The 16,932-nt window shown below is 72.6% G+C and carries 15 protein-coding genes and 2 tRNA genes; 9 read left to right on the top strand and 8 right to left on the bottom strand.

Annotated features, from left to right (window positions below):
- Nucleotide 1: 1 nt before the first annotated feature.
- The 3 genes from ACWDD7_RS26305 to ACWDD7_RS26295 form a co-directional block, all read right to left on the bottom strand.
- Complete coding sequence (locus ACWDD7_RS26305; protein ID WP_450459187.1) at nt 2-1,120, bottom strand: LLM class flavin-dependent oxidoreductase; 1,119 nt, start codon at nt 1,118-1,120, stop codon at nt 2-4.
- 102 nt (nt 1,121-1,222) lie between these two features.
- A complete protein-coding gene (locus tag ACWDD7_RS26300; protein WP_351872358.1) occupies nt 1,223-1,954 on the bottom strand; it encodes a maleate cis-trans isomerase family protein in 732 nt (243 codons plus the stop codon).
- Nucleotides 1,951-2,736, bottom strand: coding sequence for a maleate cis-trans isomerase family protein (locus ACWDD7_RS26295; RefSeq protein WP_450459185.1), 786 nt, complete (start codon nt 2,734-2,736; stop codon nt 1,951-1,953). Before ACWDD7_RS26295 ends, ACWDD7_RS26300 begins: the two co-directional genes overlap by 4 nt.
- 231 nt (nt 2,737-2,967) lie before the next feature.
- Here ACWDD7_RS26295 and ACWDD7_RS26290 point away from each other — a divergent pair, with 231 nt between their 5' ends.
- Together ACWDD7_RS26290 and ACWDD7_RS26285 are read left to right on the top strand one after the other, a co-directional pair.
- Nucleotides 2,968-3,918: a D-2-hydroxyacid dehydrogenase gene (locus ACWDD7_RS26290; protein ID WP_450459183.1), complete on the top strand. Its 951-nt coding sequence runs from the start codon at nt 2,968-2,970 to the stop codon at nt 3,916-3,918.
- Nucleotides 3,919-3,933: 15 nt separating this feature from the next.
- On the top strand, nt 3,934-5,337 hold the full coding sequence (locus ACWDD7_RS26285; protein ID WP_450459181.1) for an amidase: 1,404 nt from the start codon (nt 3,934-3,936) through the stop codon (nt 5,335-5,337).
- On the opposite strand, the gene ACWDD7_RS26280 is transcribed toward ACWDD7_RS26285, so the two are convergent.
- Nucleotides 5,318-5,812 carry a DUF3830 family protein gene (locus ACWDD7_RS26280; RefSeq protein WP_450459180.1) on the bottom strand — a complete coding sequence of 165 codons (495 nt, stop codon included), beginning with the start codon at nt 5,810-5,812 and terminating at the stop codon, nt 5,318-5,320. The two genes, ACWDD7_RS26285 and ACWDD7_RS26280, sit on opposite strands and share 20 nt — an antisense overlap.
- Before the next feature lie 46 nt (nt 5,813-5,858).
- Between ACWDD7_RS26280 and ehuB the strand changes: the two genes are divergently transcribed.
- The 6 genes from ehuB (at nt 5,859) to ACWDD7_RS26250 (ending at nt 10,030) form a co-directional block, all read left to right on the top strand.
- Nucleotides 5,859-6,773 (top strand): ectoine/hydroxyectoine ABC transporter substrate-binding protein EhuB, encoded by a 915-nt coding sequence (gene ehuB / locus ACWDD7_RS26275; protein WP_450459179.1) that lies wholly within the window; start codon nt 5,859-5,861, stop codon nt 6,771-6,773.
- Nucleotides 6,770-7,489 carry an ectoine/hydroxyectoine ABC transporter permease subunit EhuC gene (gene ehuC, locus ACWDD7_RS26270; protein WP_450459178.1) on the top strand — a complete coding sequence of 240 codons (720 nt, stop codon included), beginning with the start codon at nt 6,770-6,772 and terminating at the stop codon, nt 7,487-7,489. The genes ehuB and ehuC overlap by 4 nt, the downstream gene beginning before the upstream one ends.
- Entirely contained in the window at nt 7,486-8,136 is a 651-nt protein-coding gene (ehuD, locus tag ACWDD7_RS26265) for an ectoine/hydroxyectoine ABC transporter permease subunit EhuD (protein ID WP_450459177.1), read from the top strand. Before ehuC ends, ehuD begins: the two co-directional genes overlap by 4 nt.
- On the top strand, nt 8,126-8,908 hold the full coding sequence (gene ehuA, locus ACWDD7_RS26260) for an ectoine/hydroxyectoine ABC transporter ATP-binding protein EhuA (protein WP_450459176.1): 783 nt from the start codon (nt 8,126-8,128) through the stop codon (nt 8,906-8,908). The genes ehuD and ehuA overlap by 11 nt, the downstream gene beginning before the upstream one ends.
- Before the next feature lie 213 nt (nt 8,909-9,121).
- A complete protein-coding gene (locus ACWDD7_RS26255; RefSeq protein WP_450459175.1) occupies nt 9,122-9,880 on the top strand; it encodes an IclR family transcriptional regulator domain-containing protein in 759 nt (252 codons plus the stop codon).
- A 76-nt stretch (nt 9,881-9,956) separates the two neighbouring features.
- Nucleotides 9,957-10,030, top strand: a tRNA-Lys gene (locus ACWDD7_RS26250).
- A gap of 43 nt (nt 10,031-10,073) precedes the next feature.
- Here ACWDD7_RS26250 and ACWDD7_RS26245 read toward each other — a convergent pair.
- The 3 genes from ACWDD7_RS26245 to ACWDD7_RS26235 all read right to left on the bottom strand — a co-directional run bounded on the left by ACWDD7_RS26245 (nt 10,074) and on the right by ACWDD7_RS26235 (nt 13,338).
- Nucleotides 10,074-10,679 carry a lytic polysaccharide monooxygenase auxiliary activity family 9 protein gene (locus tag ACWDD7_RS26245; protein ID WP_351872384.1) on the bottom strand — a complete coding sequence of 202 codons (606 nt, stop codon included), beginning with the start codon at nt 10,677-10,679 and terminating at the stop codon, nt 10,074-10,076.
- Nucleotides 10,680-10,758: 79 nt separating this feature from the next.
- Complete coding sequence (locus ACWDD7_RS26240; RefSeq protein ID WP_450459174.1) at nt 10,759-11,970, bottom strand: SPFH domain-containing protein; 1,212 nt, start codon at nt 11,968-11,970, stop codon at nt 10,759-10,761.
- 75 nt (nt 11,971-12,045) lie between these two features.
- Nucleotides 12,046-13,338, bottom strand: a complete 1,293-nt coding sequence (locus ACWDD7_RS26235; RefSeq protein ID WP_450459172.1) for a peptidoglycan-binding protein — start codon at nt 13,336-13,338, stop codon at nt 12,046-12,048.
- Between the two features lie 174 nt (nt 13,339-13,512).
- On the opposite strand from ACWDD7_RS26235, the gene ACWDD7_RS26230 reads away from it, so the two are divergent.
- Nucleotides 13,513-13,586: transfer RNA gene (locus ACWDD7_RS26230), tRNA-Lys, on the top strand.
- Between the two features lie 127 nt (nt 13,587-13,713).
- Here the strand turns inward: ACWDD7_RS26230 and ACWDD7_RS26225 are convergent.
- On the bottom strand, nt 13,714-16,932 hold a 3,219-nt coding region (locus tag ACWDD7_RS26225), incomplete at its 5' end, for a beta strand repeat-containing protein (protein WP_450459171.1).

The following is a 16,932-nucleotide window of genomic DNA, read 5'->3' as shown; positions in this document are numbered from 1 at the left end:
GCTACGCGATCGTCGGCAACGCGTAGGCGTCCGCGATGAGTTCGTACGAGCGCACCCGCACCTCACCGCGATGGGCGTGCGTGGTGATCATCAACTCGTCGGCGCCGGTGCGCTTCTGGAGGTCGTCGAGGCCGGAGCGCACCTCGTCGGCGGTGCCGTGCACCACGTTGGACGACCAGGAGGCGATGAACTCCTCCTCCATCGCCCCGAGTTCCTGCCTCTCGGCCTCCTCCGGGTCGGGGAAGAGCCCGGGACGGCCGGTGCGCAGGCGGAGCATGTTGAGGGCCATCGCCCGGGTCTGGCGGCGGGCCTCGCGCTCGTCGTCGGTGGCGAGCGCGGAGACGCCGATGAGGGCGTACGGCTCGGCGAGCACCGCGGAGGGGCGGAAGGTCCCCCGGTACAGGTCGAGCGCCGGGACGGTGTTCTGCGCCGAGAAGTGGTGCGCGAAGGCGAACGGCAGGCCGAGCATTCCGGCCAGCCGGGCGCTGAAGCCGGAGGAGCCGAGCAGCCAGACGGGCGGGCGGTGCGGGGACTGGACGCCGCCCGGGGTGCTGCCCTGCACCGGGCCGGGGATCGCGTGGATACGCCGGTAGGGGTGGCCGTCGGGGAAGTCGTCGTCCAGGAAGCGGATCAGCTCGGCGAGCTGCTCGGGGAAGTCGTCGGCGCCCTCGTTCAGGGTGTCGGAGCGGCGCAGGGCGGCGGCCGTGGCGCCGTCGGTGCCGGGGGCCCGGCCGAGGCCGAGGTCGATCCGGCCCGGTGCCAGCGCCTCCAGCGTGCCGAACTGCTCGGCGATCACCAGCGGGGCGTGGTTGGGCAGCATGACGCCCCCGGAGCCGAGCCGGATGCGGTCGGTGTGGGCGGCGAGATGGGCGAGGATCACGGCCGGCGAGGAGGAGGCGACGCCCGGCATGGAGTGGTGCTCGGCGACCCAGTACCGGTGGAAGCCGCGGGCCTGCGTGAGCCGGGACAGCTCGACGCTGGTGCGCAGCGCGTCGGTGGCGGTGCGGCCCGCGCCGACGGTGACCAGGTCCAGGACGGAGAGGGGGACGGGCGCGCTCCCGAGCGCCGTACCGCGGATCTCGTCAGCGCGGTCTGCCTTGCCTGCCTCGTCTGCCGACACGGTGGGGCCTCCTGTTTTCCCGGCGTGAGCTGTGCCGGAGTGTCGTAACAGGAGACGGCCCCCGCCTATTCCGGTCCTCGGACCCGGACGCCGTCCGGGTCCTCAGACCTGGACGATCGGCTCCCGCGTGAACAACGCCCCCAGCTCCGGCGCGTTCACCCGCCGGTCGGCGAGCCGCAGCCCCTCCCAGACCGTGACCTGGTTCGCCGTGAGGACCGGCTTGGACAGGGACTTCTCCAGGAGGCCCAGGTGCGCGACCGTGTGCAGGGCGGTGTCCGGCAGCAGCACCGCCTCCGCGCCGGCGTCGTCCGCGGCCCGCGCCAGCGTCAGCACGTCCTCCTCGCCCCAGGTGCCGGCCTCGGCGGCCGTGAGAATCCCCGAGGAGCGCACCGAGGTCACCTCCAGGCCCCCGGCCCGCAGGAACTCCGCGAACAGCGCGGTGACGTCCTCGGGATAGGTGGCGCCGACGGCGACCCGGCGTACCCCCAGCTCGCGGGCCGCGTGCACGAAGGCGAAGGACGTCGAGGAGGCCGGCATCCCGGCCAGCCGGGCCAGCGTGCGCACCTGGTCCTGGGCGCCCTGCCAGCCGTGCACGAAGCCGCCGCTGGTGCACGCCCACACCACCGTCTCGGCACCGGCGAGCCGCAGCCGCTCCATGCCCGCGCCGAGCCGCTCGGCCGAGCCCATCTCGCGCAGCGCCGCGACCCGGTGCGCGTCCTCGCCGATCTCGGTGTGGACCAGGTCCACCCGGATGTCGCTGCCCAGAAGCTGCTCGATGCGCGGATAGTCGTCCTCGGCGGAGTGGCCCGGGTAGAGGAATCCGAGTGCGGTCATGTCCAGCCTTCCTGCGTCGGGTCGGGCAGTACGGGGCGTCCGCGCGCCGCCTCGTCCAGCAGTGCCTGATACCGCCCCACGGCCCGGGTACCCAGCCTCCGCAGCGCCGCCCACATCGTGACCTGGTTGGCCGAGAGCACCGGCATCCGCAGCTCGGCCTCCAGCTGGGGGAGCACGTCGTACGTCGGCAGATTGGTGCAGGAGAGGAAGTGCGCGTCGGCGGTGCCGGGCCGTGCCACCCGCCGGGCGAGGGCGACGACCTCCCGGTACGGCACCTGCCAGATGCGCCGGGTCAGCCCCATGAAGGCGCAGCCGGTGACCCGCACCCCGGCCTGGCCGAGGTACTCCTCCAGCGCCCGTGTCACGGAGACCGTGTACGGCGTGACCAGCGCGATCCGCTCGGTGCCCAGCTCGGTGAGGGCCTCCAGGAGGGCGCCCGAGGTGGTCACGGAGGGCCGGGCGCCGGCCCGGCTCATCGCGGCGCGCATCGCCCGCTCCCCGGCGATCCCGCCGACGAAGCTGCCGGAGGCGCACGCGTAGACCACCACGTCCGGATCCACGGCGGTCAGCGCGCGGACCGCCCCGGCGAGCGTCTGGTGCTCGCTGACCAGCCGCGCCAGGTCGAGGCCGACCTCGACCGGGACGTAGGGGGTGCGGGTGAGGTGCAGCGAGACCTCGTCCGGCACCCAGCGCCACAGCTCGCGGTCGAGGGCGAAGTCGAAGGGGGCCACCACCCCGACACCGCGCTGGTGGCGCGGGCCGCCGAGAAAGGAGACGTCCATGGCCGGTACCGGCCTCACGCTCGGAGGCGGGGACAACGGATCGCGAGTACGCCCGTGTTGACGACGGTAGGTTGGGGTGCGAGCGTGGTCAATCCGTGCATCTCAGGCGGTCGCGGGAGCACCCCCGGGGCGCCCGTGGGAGCCCCGCCGCACTGCCACCCCCTGCCACCCCCTGTCACCCCCCTACGGACGCCGGGAGCCGCACATGTCGGACGTCGGGAGCCGTCCCGTATGACGAGTGTCCCCACCCTGCTCGTGCTGGACGCCGAGCCGCCGCCCCGGCTGGGCCGGCTGACCGGGCGCGCCCGCGTCGTGCACACGGACGCCGCGCACCTGGCCGAGCGGCTGCCGGCGGCGGACGCGCTGCTGGTCTGGGACTTCACCTCGCACGCGGTGCGCGAGGCATGGCCCGGAGCGGGGCCCCGGCCGCGCTGGGTGCACACGGCGAGCGCGGGCGTGGACCATCTGCTGTGCCCGGAGCTGGCCGCGTCCGGCACGGTCGTCACCAACGCGCGCGGGATCTTCGACCAGCCGATCGCCGAGTACGTGGCGGCGCTGGTGCTGGCGGTGGCCAAGGATCTGCCACGCACCCTGGAGCAGCAGCGGGCGCGCGAGTGGCGGCACCGGGAGAGCCGGCGCGTGGCGGGTACCCGTGCCTGTGTGGTCGGTACGGGTCCCATCGGTCGGGCGATCGTCCGGATGCTGAAAGCCCTCGGGATGACGACGGCGCTGGTCGGGCGGGCGCCGCGAACCGGCGTGTACGGCCCGGCCGACCTGGACCGGCTGATCTCCCGCGCGGACTGGGTGATCGCGGCGGCGCCGCTGACCGAGCAGACGTACCGGATGTTCGACGCCCACCGGTTCGGGGTGATGCAGCCCTCGGCGTTCTTCGTCAACGTGGGCCGCGGCCCGCTCGTCGACGAGGACGCCCTCGCCCACGCCCTGGCCCGGCGCTGGATCGCGGGCGCCGCGCTGGACGTGTTCGCCACCGAGCCGCTGCCCGCCGACAGCCCGCTGTGGGAGCTGCCGGGGCTGATCGTGTCCCCGCACATGAGCGGGGACACGGTCGGATGGCGGGATGAACTCGGTCGGCAGTTCGTAGAGTTGTACGAGCGCTGGGCGGCGGGCAAACCCCTGGTGAACGTGGTCGACAAGACGCGCGGCTACGTGCCCGGCCACTGACCCGATGGAGGGTGCATGCAGCTCACCGACCTCACCGCACGCCGGCTCCTGGACGGCTACCGCACGGGCGAGTTCTCTCCCGTGGAGGCGGTCGAGCAGGCGCTGGCGGCGGCCCGGCGCGCCGAGCCGGCGGTGAACGCGTTCGTGCGGTTCACCGAGGACGAGGCGCTGACGCGGGCCCGGGAGTCGGCGGAGCGCTGGCGGCGCGGGGAGCCGGCGGGGCTGCTGGACGGGGTGCCGGTGACCGTGAAGGACCTCCTGCTGATGCGCGGGCACCCGACGCTGCGCGGCTCGCGGACCGTGTCCGAGCAGGGCGTCTTCGACGAGGACGCGCCCTCGGTGGCCCGGCTGCGGGAGCAGGGCGCGGTGTTCCTCGGCAAGACGACGACGCCCGAGTTCGGCTGGAAGGGGGTCACGGACTCGCCGCTGACCGGGGTCACGCGCAATCCGTACGACACCTCGCGCACCGCCGGCGGCTCCAGCGGGGGCAGCGCGGCGGCGGTGGCGCTCGGCGCGGGGCCGCTGTCGCTGGGCACGGACGGCGGGGGCAGCATCCGGATCCCGGCCGCGTTCTGCGGGATCTTCGGGCTGAAGCCGACGTACGGCAGGGTGCCGCTGTATCCGGCGAGCCCCTTCGGCACCCTGTCCCACGTGGGGCCGATGACCCGGGACGCGGCCGACGCGGCGCTGATGCTCGACGTCATCGCCGGTCCCGACGTCCGCGACTGGTCGGCGCTGCCGCCCGCGGGCTCCTTCACACAGGCGCTGACAGGGGGTGTCCGCGGGCTGCGGGTCGCGTACTCGCCCTCGCTGGGCGGGCAGGTGGCGGTCCAGCCGGCGGTCGCCGCGGCGGTGCGGCGTACCGTGGCCGCGCTCGCCGGCCTCGGCGCGTACGTCGAGGAGACCGACCCCGATTTCAGCGAGCCGCTGGAGGCCTTCCACACCCTGTGGTTCACCGGCGCGGCCCGCATCACCCAGCGGTTCTCCCCGCACCGGCGGGGTCTGCTCGATCCGGGGCTGCGGGAGATCTGCGCGCAGGGCGCCCGGATGAGCGCGCTGGACTATCTGGCGGCGGTGGACGCCCGCACGGACCTCGGCCGCCGCATGGGACGCTTCCACGAGCGGTACGACCTGCTGGTGACCCCGACGCTGCCGCTGACGGCGTTCGAGGCGGGCGCGGAGGTGCCGAGGGGCTCCGCCCACCGGCGCTGGACCGGCTGGACCCCCTTCACCTACCCCTTCAACCTGACCCAGCAGCCGGCCGCGACGGTGCCGGTCGGCAGGGACGGGGCGGGCCTGCCGATCGGCATGCAGATCGTCGCCGCCCGGCACCGGGACGACCTCGTGCTGCGGGCGGCGCACGCGTTGTACGAGGCGGACGTCGTCGCCCCCGAGGTGGTCACGCCCGCCGGAACGTGAGCCGTTCCCCCTCGGCGCCCCTGCGCCACAGGTCGTTGCACGCCCGCGCCATCTCCGCCAGCCCCTCCACCACCTGGCCCCACACGATCCCCGGCACCCACCCCACGTCCCCGTTCAGCAGCAGGTTGTTGCGCTCGTAGAACAGGGCGAGGTCGACCAGGGCGGCGCCGGGGGCGACCTCGCGGTCGTAGCCGTAGGACGTCGTCGCCAGCTCCGTGCCCGCGAAGGAGAAGTAACAGAGGTCGCCGGGAATCGGGGTGACCGTCGGGTTCTCCAGTGGGGGTTCCGTGGAGGCGAACGGCGGGAAGAGGGCGTAGATCTCGTTGCGCGCGTACTTGGCGTGGTACACGTCGCCGCTGAGCGGCAGCGCGTTCCACACGGCCGCGCAGGTCAGGGGCGCGGCGTCGTCCAGCAGCCGCGCCCGGCAGTGCACGTCCCGCGCGTCCAGCGAGACGGTGACGCATCGTTCGGCCATGAAACCAGGGTGCATACCCCGGATCGGCTTGGGTAGCCGCGCCGCCATGGCTCCACCACATGGGAACGACGTACACACTTGCCGGTCGGAACACAGACCCGGTCGGCGCACACTGCTCGGCTCGATGGCGGCGCTCGGGCTCCTGGGCGCCGCGGGCTGTGCCCGGGTAGCGGCCGCGGGCGGGAACGGCGGCGAACTGCTCGACCGGCTCCGCGCGCAGGGCGTCGTACGGCTCGGGATCGCGGGTGAGATCCCGTTCGGATACATCGGCAAGGACGGCCATCTCACGGGTGAGGCACCGGAGTTGGCGAAGGTGGTGTTCAAGCGGCTCGGGGTCGACCGGGTGCAGCCGGTGCCGACCGAGTTCGGCTCGCTGATACCCGGCCTGAACTCGCAGCAGTTCGACGTCGTCGCGGCCGGGATGTACGTCAACGCCGACCGCTGCGAGCAGGTGATCTTCGCGGACCCCGATTACCAGATGCTGGATTCGTTCATCGTCCGCAAGGGGAACCCGAAGGGGTTGCACTCCTACAAGGACGTCGTCGCGAAGAAGGCGAGGTTCGCGACCGGCACCGGGTACGCCGAGATCCAGTACGCGGTCGAGGCGGGCTACCGGCAGAGCGACATCCTGATCGTGCCGGACCAGGTGGCCGGGCTGAACGCGGTGGAGGCGGGCCGGGTCGACGTCTTCGCCGGTACGGCGCTCACCACGCGCGAGGTGGTGAAGAAGTCGGGCAAGGCGGAGGCGACCGCGCCGTTCGCGCCGCTGGTCGGGGGCAAGCCCCATGTGGACGGCGGGGCGTTCGCGTTCCGGCCGACCGAGACCCGGCTGCGGGACGCCTTCAACCGGGAGCTGCGGGAGCTGAAGCGCACCGGTGAGCTGTTCCGGATCCTGCGGCCGTTCGGCTTCACCAGGGCCGAGATGACGGACCTGACGGCGAAGGAGCTGTGCGGGCAATGACCTCGGGCCTGTGGGAACTGGTGCTCAAGGGCGTCTGGACCACCGTCCAGCTGCTGGTGTTCAGTGCGCTGCTGGCCGCCGCGGTGTCCTTCGTGGTCGGCATGGCGCGCACCCACCGGCGGTGGATCGTGCGCTTCGTGGCCGGCGTCTACACCGAGGTCTTCCGCGGCACCTCGGCGCTGGTGATGATCTTCTGGGTGTTCTTCGTGCTGCCGATCGCGTTCGGCTGGCAGCTGGTGCCGATGTGGGCGGGCACGCTGGCGCTCGGCCTGACGTACGGCGCGTACGGCTCGGAGATCGTGCGCGGCGCGCTGAACTCGGTCGACCCGGCGCAGAAGGAGGGCGCGATCGCGCTGAGCTTCACGCCGGCGCAGCGGATGCGGCTGGTCGTGCTGCCGCAGGCGGTGCCGGAGATGATCCCCTCCTTCTGCAACCTGCTGATCGAGCTGCTCAAGGGCACCGCGCTGGTGTCGGTCATGGGCATGGGCGATCTGACGTTCAGCGCCGACCTGGTGCGCCTGGCGCTCCAGCAGAGCGCGGAGATCTACACGTACGTGCTGGTCATCTACTTCGTGATCGCCTTCGTGCTGACCCGGCTGATGCGCGGCCTGGAGAAGCGGCTGAAGGCCGGGACCGGCCGGGACGCCGGCACGGGGGCGGCGGCACGTGAGCCGAAGCGGGCACGGACGACCGGGGTGGGCGGTGGTGTCGTATGAAGTGGGACTGGCACGCGGTGGGCGAGTTCATGCCGCACTTCCGGGACGGGCTCCTGGTCACCCTCCAGGCGCTGGTGCTGGGTTCGCTGCTGTCCTTCACCCTCGGCCTGGTGTGGACGCTGCTGATGCGGACGCCGACCCGGTGGGTGCGCTGGCCCGTCGGGGTGGTCACGGAGTTCGTCCGCGACACCCCGCTGCTGGTGCAGCTGTTCTTCCTCTTCTACGTGCTGCCGGAGTGGGGCCTGACCTTCTCCGCGCTGTCCACCGGCGTCTTCGCGCTCGGGCTGCACTACTCGACGTACACCATGCAGGTCTACCGGGCCGGCATCGAGGCGGTGCCCGTCGGCCAGTGGGAGGCGGCGACCGCGCTGAACCTGCCCAGGCGGCGGACGTGGACCGCGGTGATCCTGCCGCAGGCGATCCGCCGCGTGGTGCCGGCGCTCGGCAACTACGTGATCTCCATGCTCAAGGACACACCGATGCTGATGGTGATCACCGTGCTGGAGATGCTGGGCCAGGCCCGGCTCTTCTCCCAGCAGCGCTTCCAGTTCACCGAGCCGCTCACCGTGATCGGCGTGGCCTTCATCCTCATCTCCTACCTGGCCTCCCTTCTCCTGCGAGCCCTGGAGCGACGCCTTGTCCGTTGAGACCCGTACCCAGCCCTCCCCCACCGCGGCCCAGCCCGCCGACCTGATCCGTCTGGAGCAGGTCACCAAGCGCTTCGGCGCCCACACCGTGCTCGACCGCCTCGACTTCGCGGTCCGCCCCGGCAGGCACGTGACCCTGATCGGACCCTCCGGCTCCGGCAAGACCACGATCCTCAGACTCCTGATGACCCTCACCAAGCCGGACGAGGGGACCATCACCGTCGACGGCGAACGGCTCTTCCCGGCGGCGGAGAAGCAGGTCCGGGAGGTGCGCAAGAAGATCGGGATGGTCTTCCAGCACTTCAACCTGTTCCCGAACATGTCCGTGCTGCGCAATCTCACCGAGGCGCCGGTGCAGGTCCTCGGCCTGTCCAAGGACGAGGCGGAGGAACGGGCGCGGGAGCTGCTGGAGCTGGTGGGCCTCGCCGACAAGTGCGGGGCGCGCCCGGCCCAGCTGTCCGGCGGGCAGCAGCAGCGGGTGGCGATCGCACGGGCGCTGGCGATGCGGCCGCGGGTGCTGCTGCTGGACGAGGTGACCTCCGCGCTCGACCCCGAGCTGGTCGCGGGCGTGCTCGACCTGCTGCGGGACATCGCGCGCAGCACCGACATCACGATGCTGTGCGTGACCCACGAGATGGGCTTCGCCCGGGACATCTCCGATCAGGTACTGATGTTCGACGGCGGCCGGGTGATCGAGTCGGGCTCCCCGGAGAAGATCTTCAGCGAGCCGGAGCAGGACCGCACCCGGGAATTCCTCAGCGCGGTTCTGTGAGCACGATGGGCAACGGTCGAGGTCCGGCCACTGGGACATGACCATGGCATATGCCAAAGGGTCTTCACCGCAGTTGGGACCGCCGTCGGGCCGGGGCAGAAGGGCCTAAATCTTGTCAACGCCCTCTCCCTGGCGGCCGTTTGCCCGTTATCGTGGTATCGCCGCACCGTCCGGAAACCACGGCCCAGCAAGCGAGCGCAGGGGGGACCCACCGTGGCGCTGAAGCACGAGCCGACCGCCCCGTACCACTCCGCCCAGGACGCACTGCGCGTACTGGAGACCGTGGCACGCGCCGCCGTCGGGGTCACCGAGGCCGAGCTGGCCCGGCACACCGGCCTCGGCCCCGAGCGGCTCACCCTGCTGCTGCGGATGCTGCGCCGCGAGGGGTACGTGGAACAGATCGGCGGCGGGGCGTACGTCACCGGCGACACGCTGCGCCGGCTGACCTCGGCCCAGGACCGCGAGCGGGCCCTCGCCGACAAGCTCCAGCGCATCCTGGACCGGCTGCGCGACTCGGTCGGCGCGGCGGTCTACATCAGCCGGTACGTGGACGGCGAGGTCAAGGTCACCCAGTACGCGGCCGGACCCGCCGCCCCGGCGGTCAACGAATGGGTGGACTTCCGCTACTCGGCCCACGCCACCGCGGTCGGCAAGAGCCTCCTGACCCAGCTGGACCACAACGCGCGCCGCGATCACCTCGCCCGGCACAAGATGGCCCGCCTCACCTCGCGCACCATCACCAGCGACAAGCTGCTCCTGTCCCGCCTGGAGTCCCAGCCGCCGACGGTTCCGGTGCTCGACCTCCAGGAGTACGCGGTGGGCACGGTCTGCGCGGCCGTCCCGATCACCGCCGGCGCCTCGGTGGGCTGTCTGGCCGTGTCCCTCCCGGTGGAGCACGCCCACCGGCTGAAACAGGCCGCGGACACCCTGAACCGGAACGCGGCGCCGGTCCTGCTGTCGCTGGCCCTCTAGGTGGTCACGAGCACCCCTCGGGACCAGGTAGTATTTTCTTCGTCGCCGGCCGCGGAAAGCGGAAGGCGGGAGTCATGCGCCGCTAGCTCAGTTGGTTAGAGCAGCTGACTCTTAATCAGCGGGTCCGGGGTTCGAGTCCCTGGCGGCGCACAGAAGAAGGGCCCCTCGCACGCGAGGGGCCCTTCGGCGTGCCTCAGAAATCGACGTCCGAGCAGGCGTAGAACGCGTTGCCCGTGTCGGCGATCGTCCACACCGCGAGGATGACGTGATGCCCGGACAGGCCGGTCGGCAGGGTGCCGCTGTGACTCAGCGTCGCCGGCGGCTGCTGACCGTTGTAGGGCACCGTCAGGAACGGCGTGAGGACGAGGTCCGAGCGGGACAGCGGATGGCTCTGGTCCCAGCCCTGCTTGGTGACGTAGTACCTGAAGTCCGTCGTGGCGTGCCGGGCGGTGAACTGCCAGCGGAAGGTGTACGACTGCCCGCCGGTCACCCGGGTGGTGGGCCAGGCGGTACCGGACGGGGTGGTCGGCGAGCTGAGCTGGGCGAAGCGGTCCACGCCGCCGTCGCAGAGCCGGCCGTCGGCGGGCCCGGCGGCCGGGAAGCCCTTGGGACCCTCGACGCTCTGCGGCTCGTACTGGATGTCGCCGCAGCCCGTGACCGTGCCGTTGGCGCAGAGCTTCTGCCTGCTGACGGGGAGGTCGGTGTAGCCGTGCCCGCTGGCGCCGCCCGTGGAGAGCGCGAACGCTCCGGCGGTCACCGCCCCGAGCACGACGGCGGACAGTCTGGTCTGGGTGCGCATGCTGCCGCTCCTGGAGAACGTGGGGAGTTCGGTGAGCCGTGCATGAGGAAGGTCTAGACCAAGCCTCAGATTATTGCCGTCACTTGAGCATGTCCATACCAGTGGCGGAGGCGGCCGCGCCCGGCTGCGCCCGCTCCCCGCGGCCCGCGCAGAACGCCACCGTGAGGTCCCGTACCAGCGCCTTGCGCTCGTAGTCGTCGAGATCGACCAGGCCGCGCCTGGTCAGCCGGGTCACCGTGTCCTCCACGGAGTCCACCACCGAGCTGAGCAGACCGGCCCGCTCCCGGGCGTCCAGCGCGGCGATCCGGCGGCGCTCCATCGCGGCCGCGACCTCCGGGGCGTACTCCACCCGCAACGGCCGCACGGAGAACACCTCCAGGCCGGCCGGCGCGGTCTCCGCCGTCACCAGCCGGGTCAGCGCCTCCCCCGCCGCCGCGGGGCCGCCCCGGCCGCCGCCCGCCGGCTGCACCGGCACCCGGGCCAGCGCCGCCTCCACGCACTCGCGCAGGTACCGCTCGTGGTCCTCCAGTCCGAGCACCGCCCGCGCGGTGTCCCGCACCCGCCACACCACCAGCACCACCACCCGCAGCGGGGTGCCGCCCGGATCGGCGGCCGGGATCACCTCGCTGCGCCAGTGCCGCAGCCGTACGTCGACCCGCCGACGGCGCAGCAGCGGGTTGACCCAGAGCAGCCCGGTGCGCCGTACCGTCCCCCGGTAACGCCCGAACAGGCCCACGACCCAGGCCCGTCCGGTGCGGCCCCGGGCCAGCCCGCCGAACCCGGCCGTGCCGAGCAGCCCGGCCCCGGCGTACGCCGCCCATTGCGCGGGGCCCAGCCCCGCGCCCGCGGGCTCCGGCAGGCGCAGCGCCTGGGCGGCGAGCGGCGGCAGCACCCCGGCCCACCAGGAGGCGGCCAGGCAGCCGGTCACCCCGCAGGCCCCGGCGAGCACCCCGGCCGCCCCCGGCAGCACCCGCGCCGGACGTTCCGTCAGCTCCGGGTCGATCCAGGGCAGCGGGCGCCGCCCCGGCGCCGGGCGGTTCGCGCGCGGCAGCTCGCCGGTGCCCTGCCGGCGCCCGACGACGGCGGGCTTGGGCGGCATCCGCACCGGATCGCGGCCGCCGGGGCCGTCCCGGCCGTCGGGGTCGCCGGGGTCGTCACGGAAGAGCAGGTGGACCGGGATCTCGGTGGTGGACTCGTTCTGGATCAGCCGGGCCGGGCGGGTGCCGGTGGCCGTGGCCGCCTGGGGTCGCCCCTCGGATTCGGACGGTGTGTGCGAGGTGGTCGTACTCATGCGTGCCTCCAGCCTCCGCGCCAGATGCGTCATGAACGTGAACAGGTGTGAGGTGTACGGCGGTCGGGTCGGCGGCTAGGCGAACAGACGCCGCCAGGTCTCCGGGCCCGGCGAGCCGTCGGCCGCGCCGCCCCGCCAGCCCTGGCTGCGCTGGAAGGCCGCCACGGCCCGCCGGTCCGCCTCGCCCCACCGCGGCCCGGGTCCGTCGCCGTAGAACCGGCCGAACCCCTTTCGCACCAGCTGGGCGCCCAGCCGGGCGATGTGGTCGTTGCTCTGTCCCGGGCGGAAGTAGCCCTTGCCGGGGTAGCCGGGCACCCCGTGCGAGGCGGGGCCGTCCCCGCCCGGGGCGATGTCCCGGCCCCCGCCGGAGGCGAGCAGTTCCCAGGTGCGCGGACCCGGCCGCCCGTCGGCCTCCTCGGGGCCCCAGCCCTGGGCCCGCTGGAACGCCTCGGTGGCCCGCCGGTCCGCCTCGCTCCAGGCCGGCCCCGGACCCTCGGGGTAGTACGCTCCCGCTCCCCGCGCCACCAGCATCCGGCCCAGCTCGGTGACATACGCGTTGACCGCTCCGGGCCCGAAGGAGTGCGCGCCCGGGAAGGCGGTCGAGGTCTTGCCGCCCGACGCCCCGGCGCCCGCGTTGCCGTCGGCCAGCCCCTTGTAGCGGTAGGGGACGTACTTGCCGGCGTGGCTCCAGTAGGGGTAGGGCGTGGTCTGGCTGCGGGCGTGCGGGGGTGTCTGCTCGTAGACCGTGTAGGAGGTGTGCGTGTGGTCCGTCCAGCCGCCGAAGATCACCACATGGGAGCCGTTCTGGGGGTTGGCGGTGTTGTGGTACAGCAGGATGTCGCCGGGCTGGAGCTGGGACTTGGTGATCTTCACACCGTACTTGGCGAGGCTGCCCGTCCACTGGTTGCTGCCCAGGCCCCAGGCCATGGAGACGTAGCCCGAGCAGTCCTGCCGGTAGCCGTCGGTCCAGTAACGGCTCATGCTGTACGGCACCTTCGCCGTCACCCAGGACCTGGCCCGCTTGATGATGGCGCTGCGGGTGATGCGCGGGGCGGGGGCGCCGCCGGGTTCGGCGGGTTTGCCGCCGGGGCCGTGCAGCGGGGCCTCGGCGCCCTGGGGGGTGTCGGGCTCGCCGTCGCCGGGCACGGCCTGGCGGTGGGGGGAGGGGCCGCCGGGGAGGGCGGCCGCCGGGGTCGTCACCGCGCCGAGGGCGGCGGACACGGCGGCCACGACGGCCATCCCCCGGGTCGCGGGGAGGTGGGCGAGGCGGCCGGACAGCGGGCGGCGGCGGGTGCGCCGCAGGTGGACACAGCCGGGGCAGTCGCAGTCGCGCGCGGGTTCGAACTCCTCGAACGCCGGAGCGGCCATGCGATCTGCCTCACATTCGTGGTGGTTCTGTCCGCTTGTGTGCACGTTGATCAGTTTCACAACTGTCCACGGAACGCGCACTTTGACGGTCCGAACGATGTACGGGCCCCCACGGACCCCCTCCCGGTGGTTCGGAGCACCCCCACAGGTCAGGTAGAGTTCTCTTGTCAGCAGGCGCCGCTAGCTCAGTTGGTTAGAGCAGCTGACTCTTAATCAGCGGGTCCGGGGTTCGAGTCCCTGGCGGCGCACTAGCGATCAACACCCGAAGGGCGTTCTCGGTATCCGAGAACGCCCTTCGGTGTTTGCACCTCCCTGCCGTTTCCGCGGCGGCGTCACCGGTCCCGGCCGGAGCCGGCCGGGACCGGTGACGCCTGATCACATGACGGTGTGGACGTCCACGGGCGAGGTGGATGTGGTGTAGGAGGAGCTACCGGCGTACGTGGCGGTCAGCGAGTGCGTCCCGAGGGTGAGAGCGGACGTGCTGAACGTGGCCACGCCCCCGCTGAGCGTGCCCGTACCCAGCAGCGTCGCACCGTCGAAGAAGCTCACCACACCGGTGGGTGTCCCACCGCCCGGCGCCACCACGGTGACCGTCGCCGTCAGCAGCACGAGCTGTCCCACGGTCGACGGGTTGGGCGCGGAGGACAGAGCCGTCGCGGTAGTGGCCTTGGTCACCGTGGTGTTGACGGTCGGCGACGTGGAGCTGTTGAAGTTCGCGTCGCCGTTGTACGCCGCACGGACCGAGCGCACGCCTACGGGGAGCGTCGACGTGGTCAGGGTCGCCACGCCGCCGACGAGCGGCACCGGCGCCTGCGGGATGCCCCCGATGAAGAACGTCACCGTCCCCGTGGGCGTACCCGACGCCGGCGCGACCGCCGAGACCGTCGCCGTCAGCGTCTTCGCCTGACCGAACACCGAGGGTTCCGGCGCCGTACTCACCGCCGTCGAACTCGACCCCTTCACCACCGACTGACTGTCCACCGGCGAGGTGGAGCCCGTGAACTCGGTGTCCCCGCCGTAGACGGCGGTCAACGCGTGGGCGCCGACCGCGAGGGCGGACGTGCTGAGCGTCGCCACCCCACCGCTGAGCGTGCCCGTACCCAGCAGCGTCGCACCGTCGAAGAAGCTGACGGTCCCGGTCGGAGTGCCCGCCCCGGGAGCCACCGCGGTAACGGTCGCGGTCAGGGTCTTGGCCTGGCCGAACACGGAGGGATCGGGCGCCGAGGTGAGGGCGGTGGCACTCGCCGCCTGGGTGACGGTCTGGTTGTCCACCGGCGAGGTGGAGCCCGTGAACTCGGTGTCCCCGCCGTAGACGGCGGTCAACGAGTGGGCGCCGACCGCGAGGACGGACGTGGTGAGCGTCGCCACCCCACCGCTGAGCGTGCCCGTACCCAGCAGCGTCGCACCGTCGAAGAAGCTGACGGTCCCGGTCGGGATGCCCGCCCCGGGAGCCACCGCGGTAACGGTCGCGGTCAGGGTCTTGGCCTGGCCGAACACGGAGGGATCGGGCGCCGAGGTGAGGGCGGTGGCACTCGCCGCCTGGGTGACGGTCTGGTTGTCCACCGGCGAGGTCGACGTCAGGTAGCTGCCGCTCCCCCCGTAGACGGCGGTCAACGCATGGCCCCCCACCGCCAGACTCGAAACCGAGAGCGTCGCCACCCCGCCGCTGAGCGTGCCCGTGCCCAGCAGCGTCGCACCGTCGAAGAAACTCACCGTACCGGTCGGCGTGCCGCCGCCCGGCGCCACCACGGACACCGTCGCGGTCAAGGTCTTCGCCTCACCGAACACCGACGGATCGGGCGCCGAGGTGAGGGCGGTGCTCGTAGCGGCCTTGGTCACGACGGCATTGACGATCGGCGACATGGAGCCGTTGAAGTTCGCGTCGCCGTTGTACGCCGCACGGACCGAGCGCACGCCTACGGGGAGCGTCGACGTGGTCAGGGTCGCCACGCCGCCGACGAGCGGCACCGGCGCCTGCGGGATGCCCCCGATGTAGAACGTCACCGTCCCCGTGGGCGTACCCGCCGCCGGCGCGACCGCCGAGACCGTCGCGGTCAGCGTCTTCGCCTGACCGAACACCGACGGATTCGGCGCCACACTCACCACCGTCGAACTCGACCCCTTCACCACCGACTGACTGTCCACCGGCGAGGTGGAGCCCGTGAACTCGGTGTCCCCGCTGTAGACGGCGGTCAACGCGTGGGGGCCGACACTCAGAGCGGTCGTCGTGAGGGTGGCGGTGCCGCCGGCGAGAGTGCCGGTGCCCAGGAAGGTGGCGCCGTCGAAGAAGTCGACGGTGCCGGTGGGTGTGCCGGCTCCCGGCGGTACGGCGGTGACGGTGGCGGTGAGCGTCTTCGCCTGGCCGAAGACGGAGGGATCGGGTGCGGAGGTGAGGGTGGTGGCGCTCGCCGCCTGGGTGACGGTCTGGGTGTCCACGGGTGAGGTGGAGCCCGTGAAGTCGGCGTCGCCGCTGTAGACGGCCGTGAGGGAATGGCTGCCGACCGCGAGGCTGGACGTGGTGAGGGTGGCGGTACCGCCCACGAGGGTGCCGGTGCCCAGCAGCGTGGCGCCGTCGAAGAAGCCGACCGTCCCCGTCGGCGTACCAGAACCCGGCGGTACGGCGGTGACGGTGGCCGTGAGGGTCTTCGCCTGGCCGAAGACGGAAGGGTCGGGCGCGGAGGTGAGAGTGGTGGCGCTCGCCGCCTGGGTGACGGTCTGGATGTCCACGGGTGAGGTGGACCCGGTGAAGTCGGCGTCGCCGCTGTAGACGGCGGTGAGGGGATGCGATCCGACCGCGAGGGCGGACGTGGTGAGGGTGGCGGTACCGCCCACGAGGGTGCCGGTGCCCAGCAGCGTGGCGCCGTCGAAGAAGTCGACCGTACCCGTCGGCGTACCAGAACCCGGCGGTACGGCGGTGACGGTGGCCGTGAGCGTCTTCGCCTCACCGAAGGCAGAGGGATCGGGTGCCGAGGTGAGACCGGTGGTCGTCGCCGCCTGCGTCACCGTCTGGACATCCACGGGCGAGGTGGACCCGGTGAAGTCGGTGTCCCCGCTGTAGACAGCCGTCAGGGAGTGCGACCCGACCGCGAGAGCGGACGTGGTGAAGGTGGCGGTACCGCCGCTCAGGGGTGCGGTGCCCAGGAGGGTGGCGCCGTCGAAGAAATCGACCGTGCCGGTGGGGGTGCCCGCTCCGGGTGGTACGGCGGTGACGGTGGCCGTGAGCGTCTTCGCCTCACCGAAGACAGAAGGATCGGGCGCCGAGGTGAGACCGGTGGTCGTCGCCGCCTGCGTCACCGTCTGGACATCCGCCGGAGACGTCGACCCGCTGAAGTCGGTGTCCCCGCTGTAGACGGCCGTCAGGGAATGACTCCCGACCCCGAGGGCGGAGGTGGTGAGGGTGGCGGTACCGCCCACGAGCGTGCCCGTACCCAGCAGCGTGGCGCCGTCGAAGAAGTCGACCGTACCCGTGGGGGTGCCCGCTCCCGGCGGCACGACGGTCACCGTCGCCGTCAGCGTCTTCGCCTCACCGAAGACGGAAGGATCGGGCGCGGAGGTGAGACCGGTGGTCGTCGCCGCCTGCGTCACCGTCTGGAC

Source organism: Streptomyces sp. NPDC001056 (genome assembly GCF_053598955.1).
Note: the sequence above shows the minus strand (reverse complement) of the source record. Positions and strands in the feature narration are given on the sequence as shown.

Coding starts and splice junctions, on each gene's coding strand:
- ACWDD7_RS26295 (WP_450459185.1), bottom strand. CDS start 2,736: ATGGACGTCTCCTTTCTCGGCGGCCCGCGCCACCAGCGCGGTGTCGGG.
- ACWDD7_RS26280 (WP_450459180.1), bottom strand. CDS start 5,812: ATGGCCGAACGATGCGTCACCGTCTCGCTGGACGCGCGGGACGTGCAC.
- ACWDD7_RS26245 (WP_351872384.1), bottom strand. CDS start 10,679: ATGCGCACCCAGACCAGACTGTCCGCCGTCGTGCTCGGGGCGGTGACC.
- ACWDD7_RS26300 (WP_351872358.1), bottom strand. CDS start 1,954: ATGACCGCACTCGGATTCCTCTACCCGGGCCACTCCGCCGAGGACGAC.
- ACWDD7_RS26290 (WP_450459183.1), top strand. CDS start 2,968: ATGACGAGTGTCCCCACCCTGCTCGTGCTGGACGCCGAGCCGCCGCCC.
- ACWDD7_RS26235 (WP_450459172.1), bottom strand. CDS start 13,338: ATGGCCGCTCCGGCGTTCGAGGAGTTCGAACCCGCGCGCGACTGCGAC.
- ehuB (WP_450459179.1), top strand. CDS start 5,859: ATGGCTCCACCACATGGGAACGACGTACACACTTGCCGGTCGGAACAC.
- ACWDD7_RS26240 (WP_450459174.1), bottom strand. CDS start 11,970: ATGAGTACGACCACCTCGCACACACCGTCCGAATCCGAGGGGCGACCC.
- ehuD (WP_450459177.1), top strand. CDS start 7,486: ATGAAGTGGGACTGGCACGCGGTGGGCGAGTTCATGCCGCACTTCCGG.
- ACWDD7_RS26285 (WP_450459181.1), top strand. CDS start 3,934: ATGCAGCTCACCGACCTCACCGCACGCCGGCTCCTGGACGGCTACCGC.
- ehuC (WP_450459178.1), top strand. CDS start 6,770: ATGACCTCGGGCCTGTGGGAACTGGTGCTCAAGGGCGTCTGGACCACC.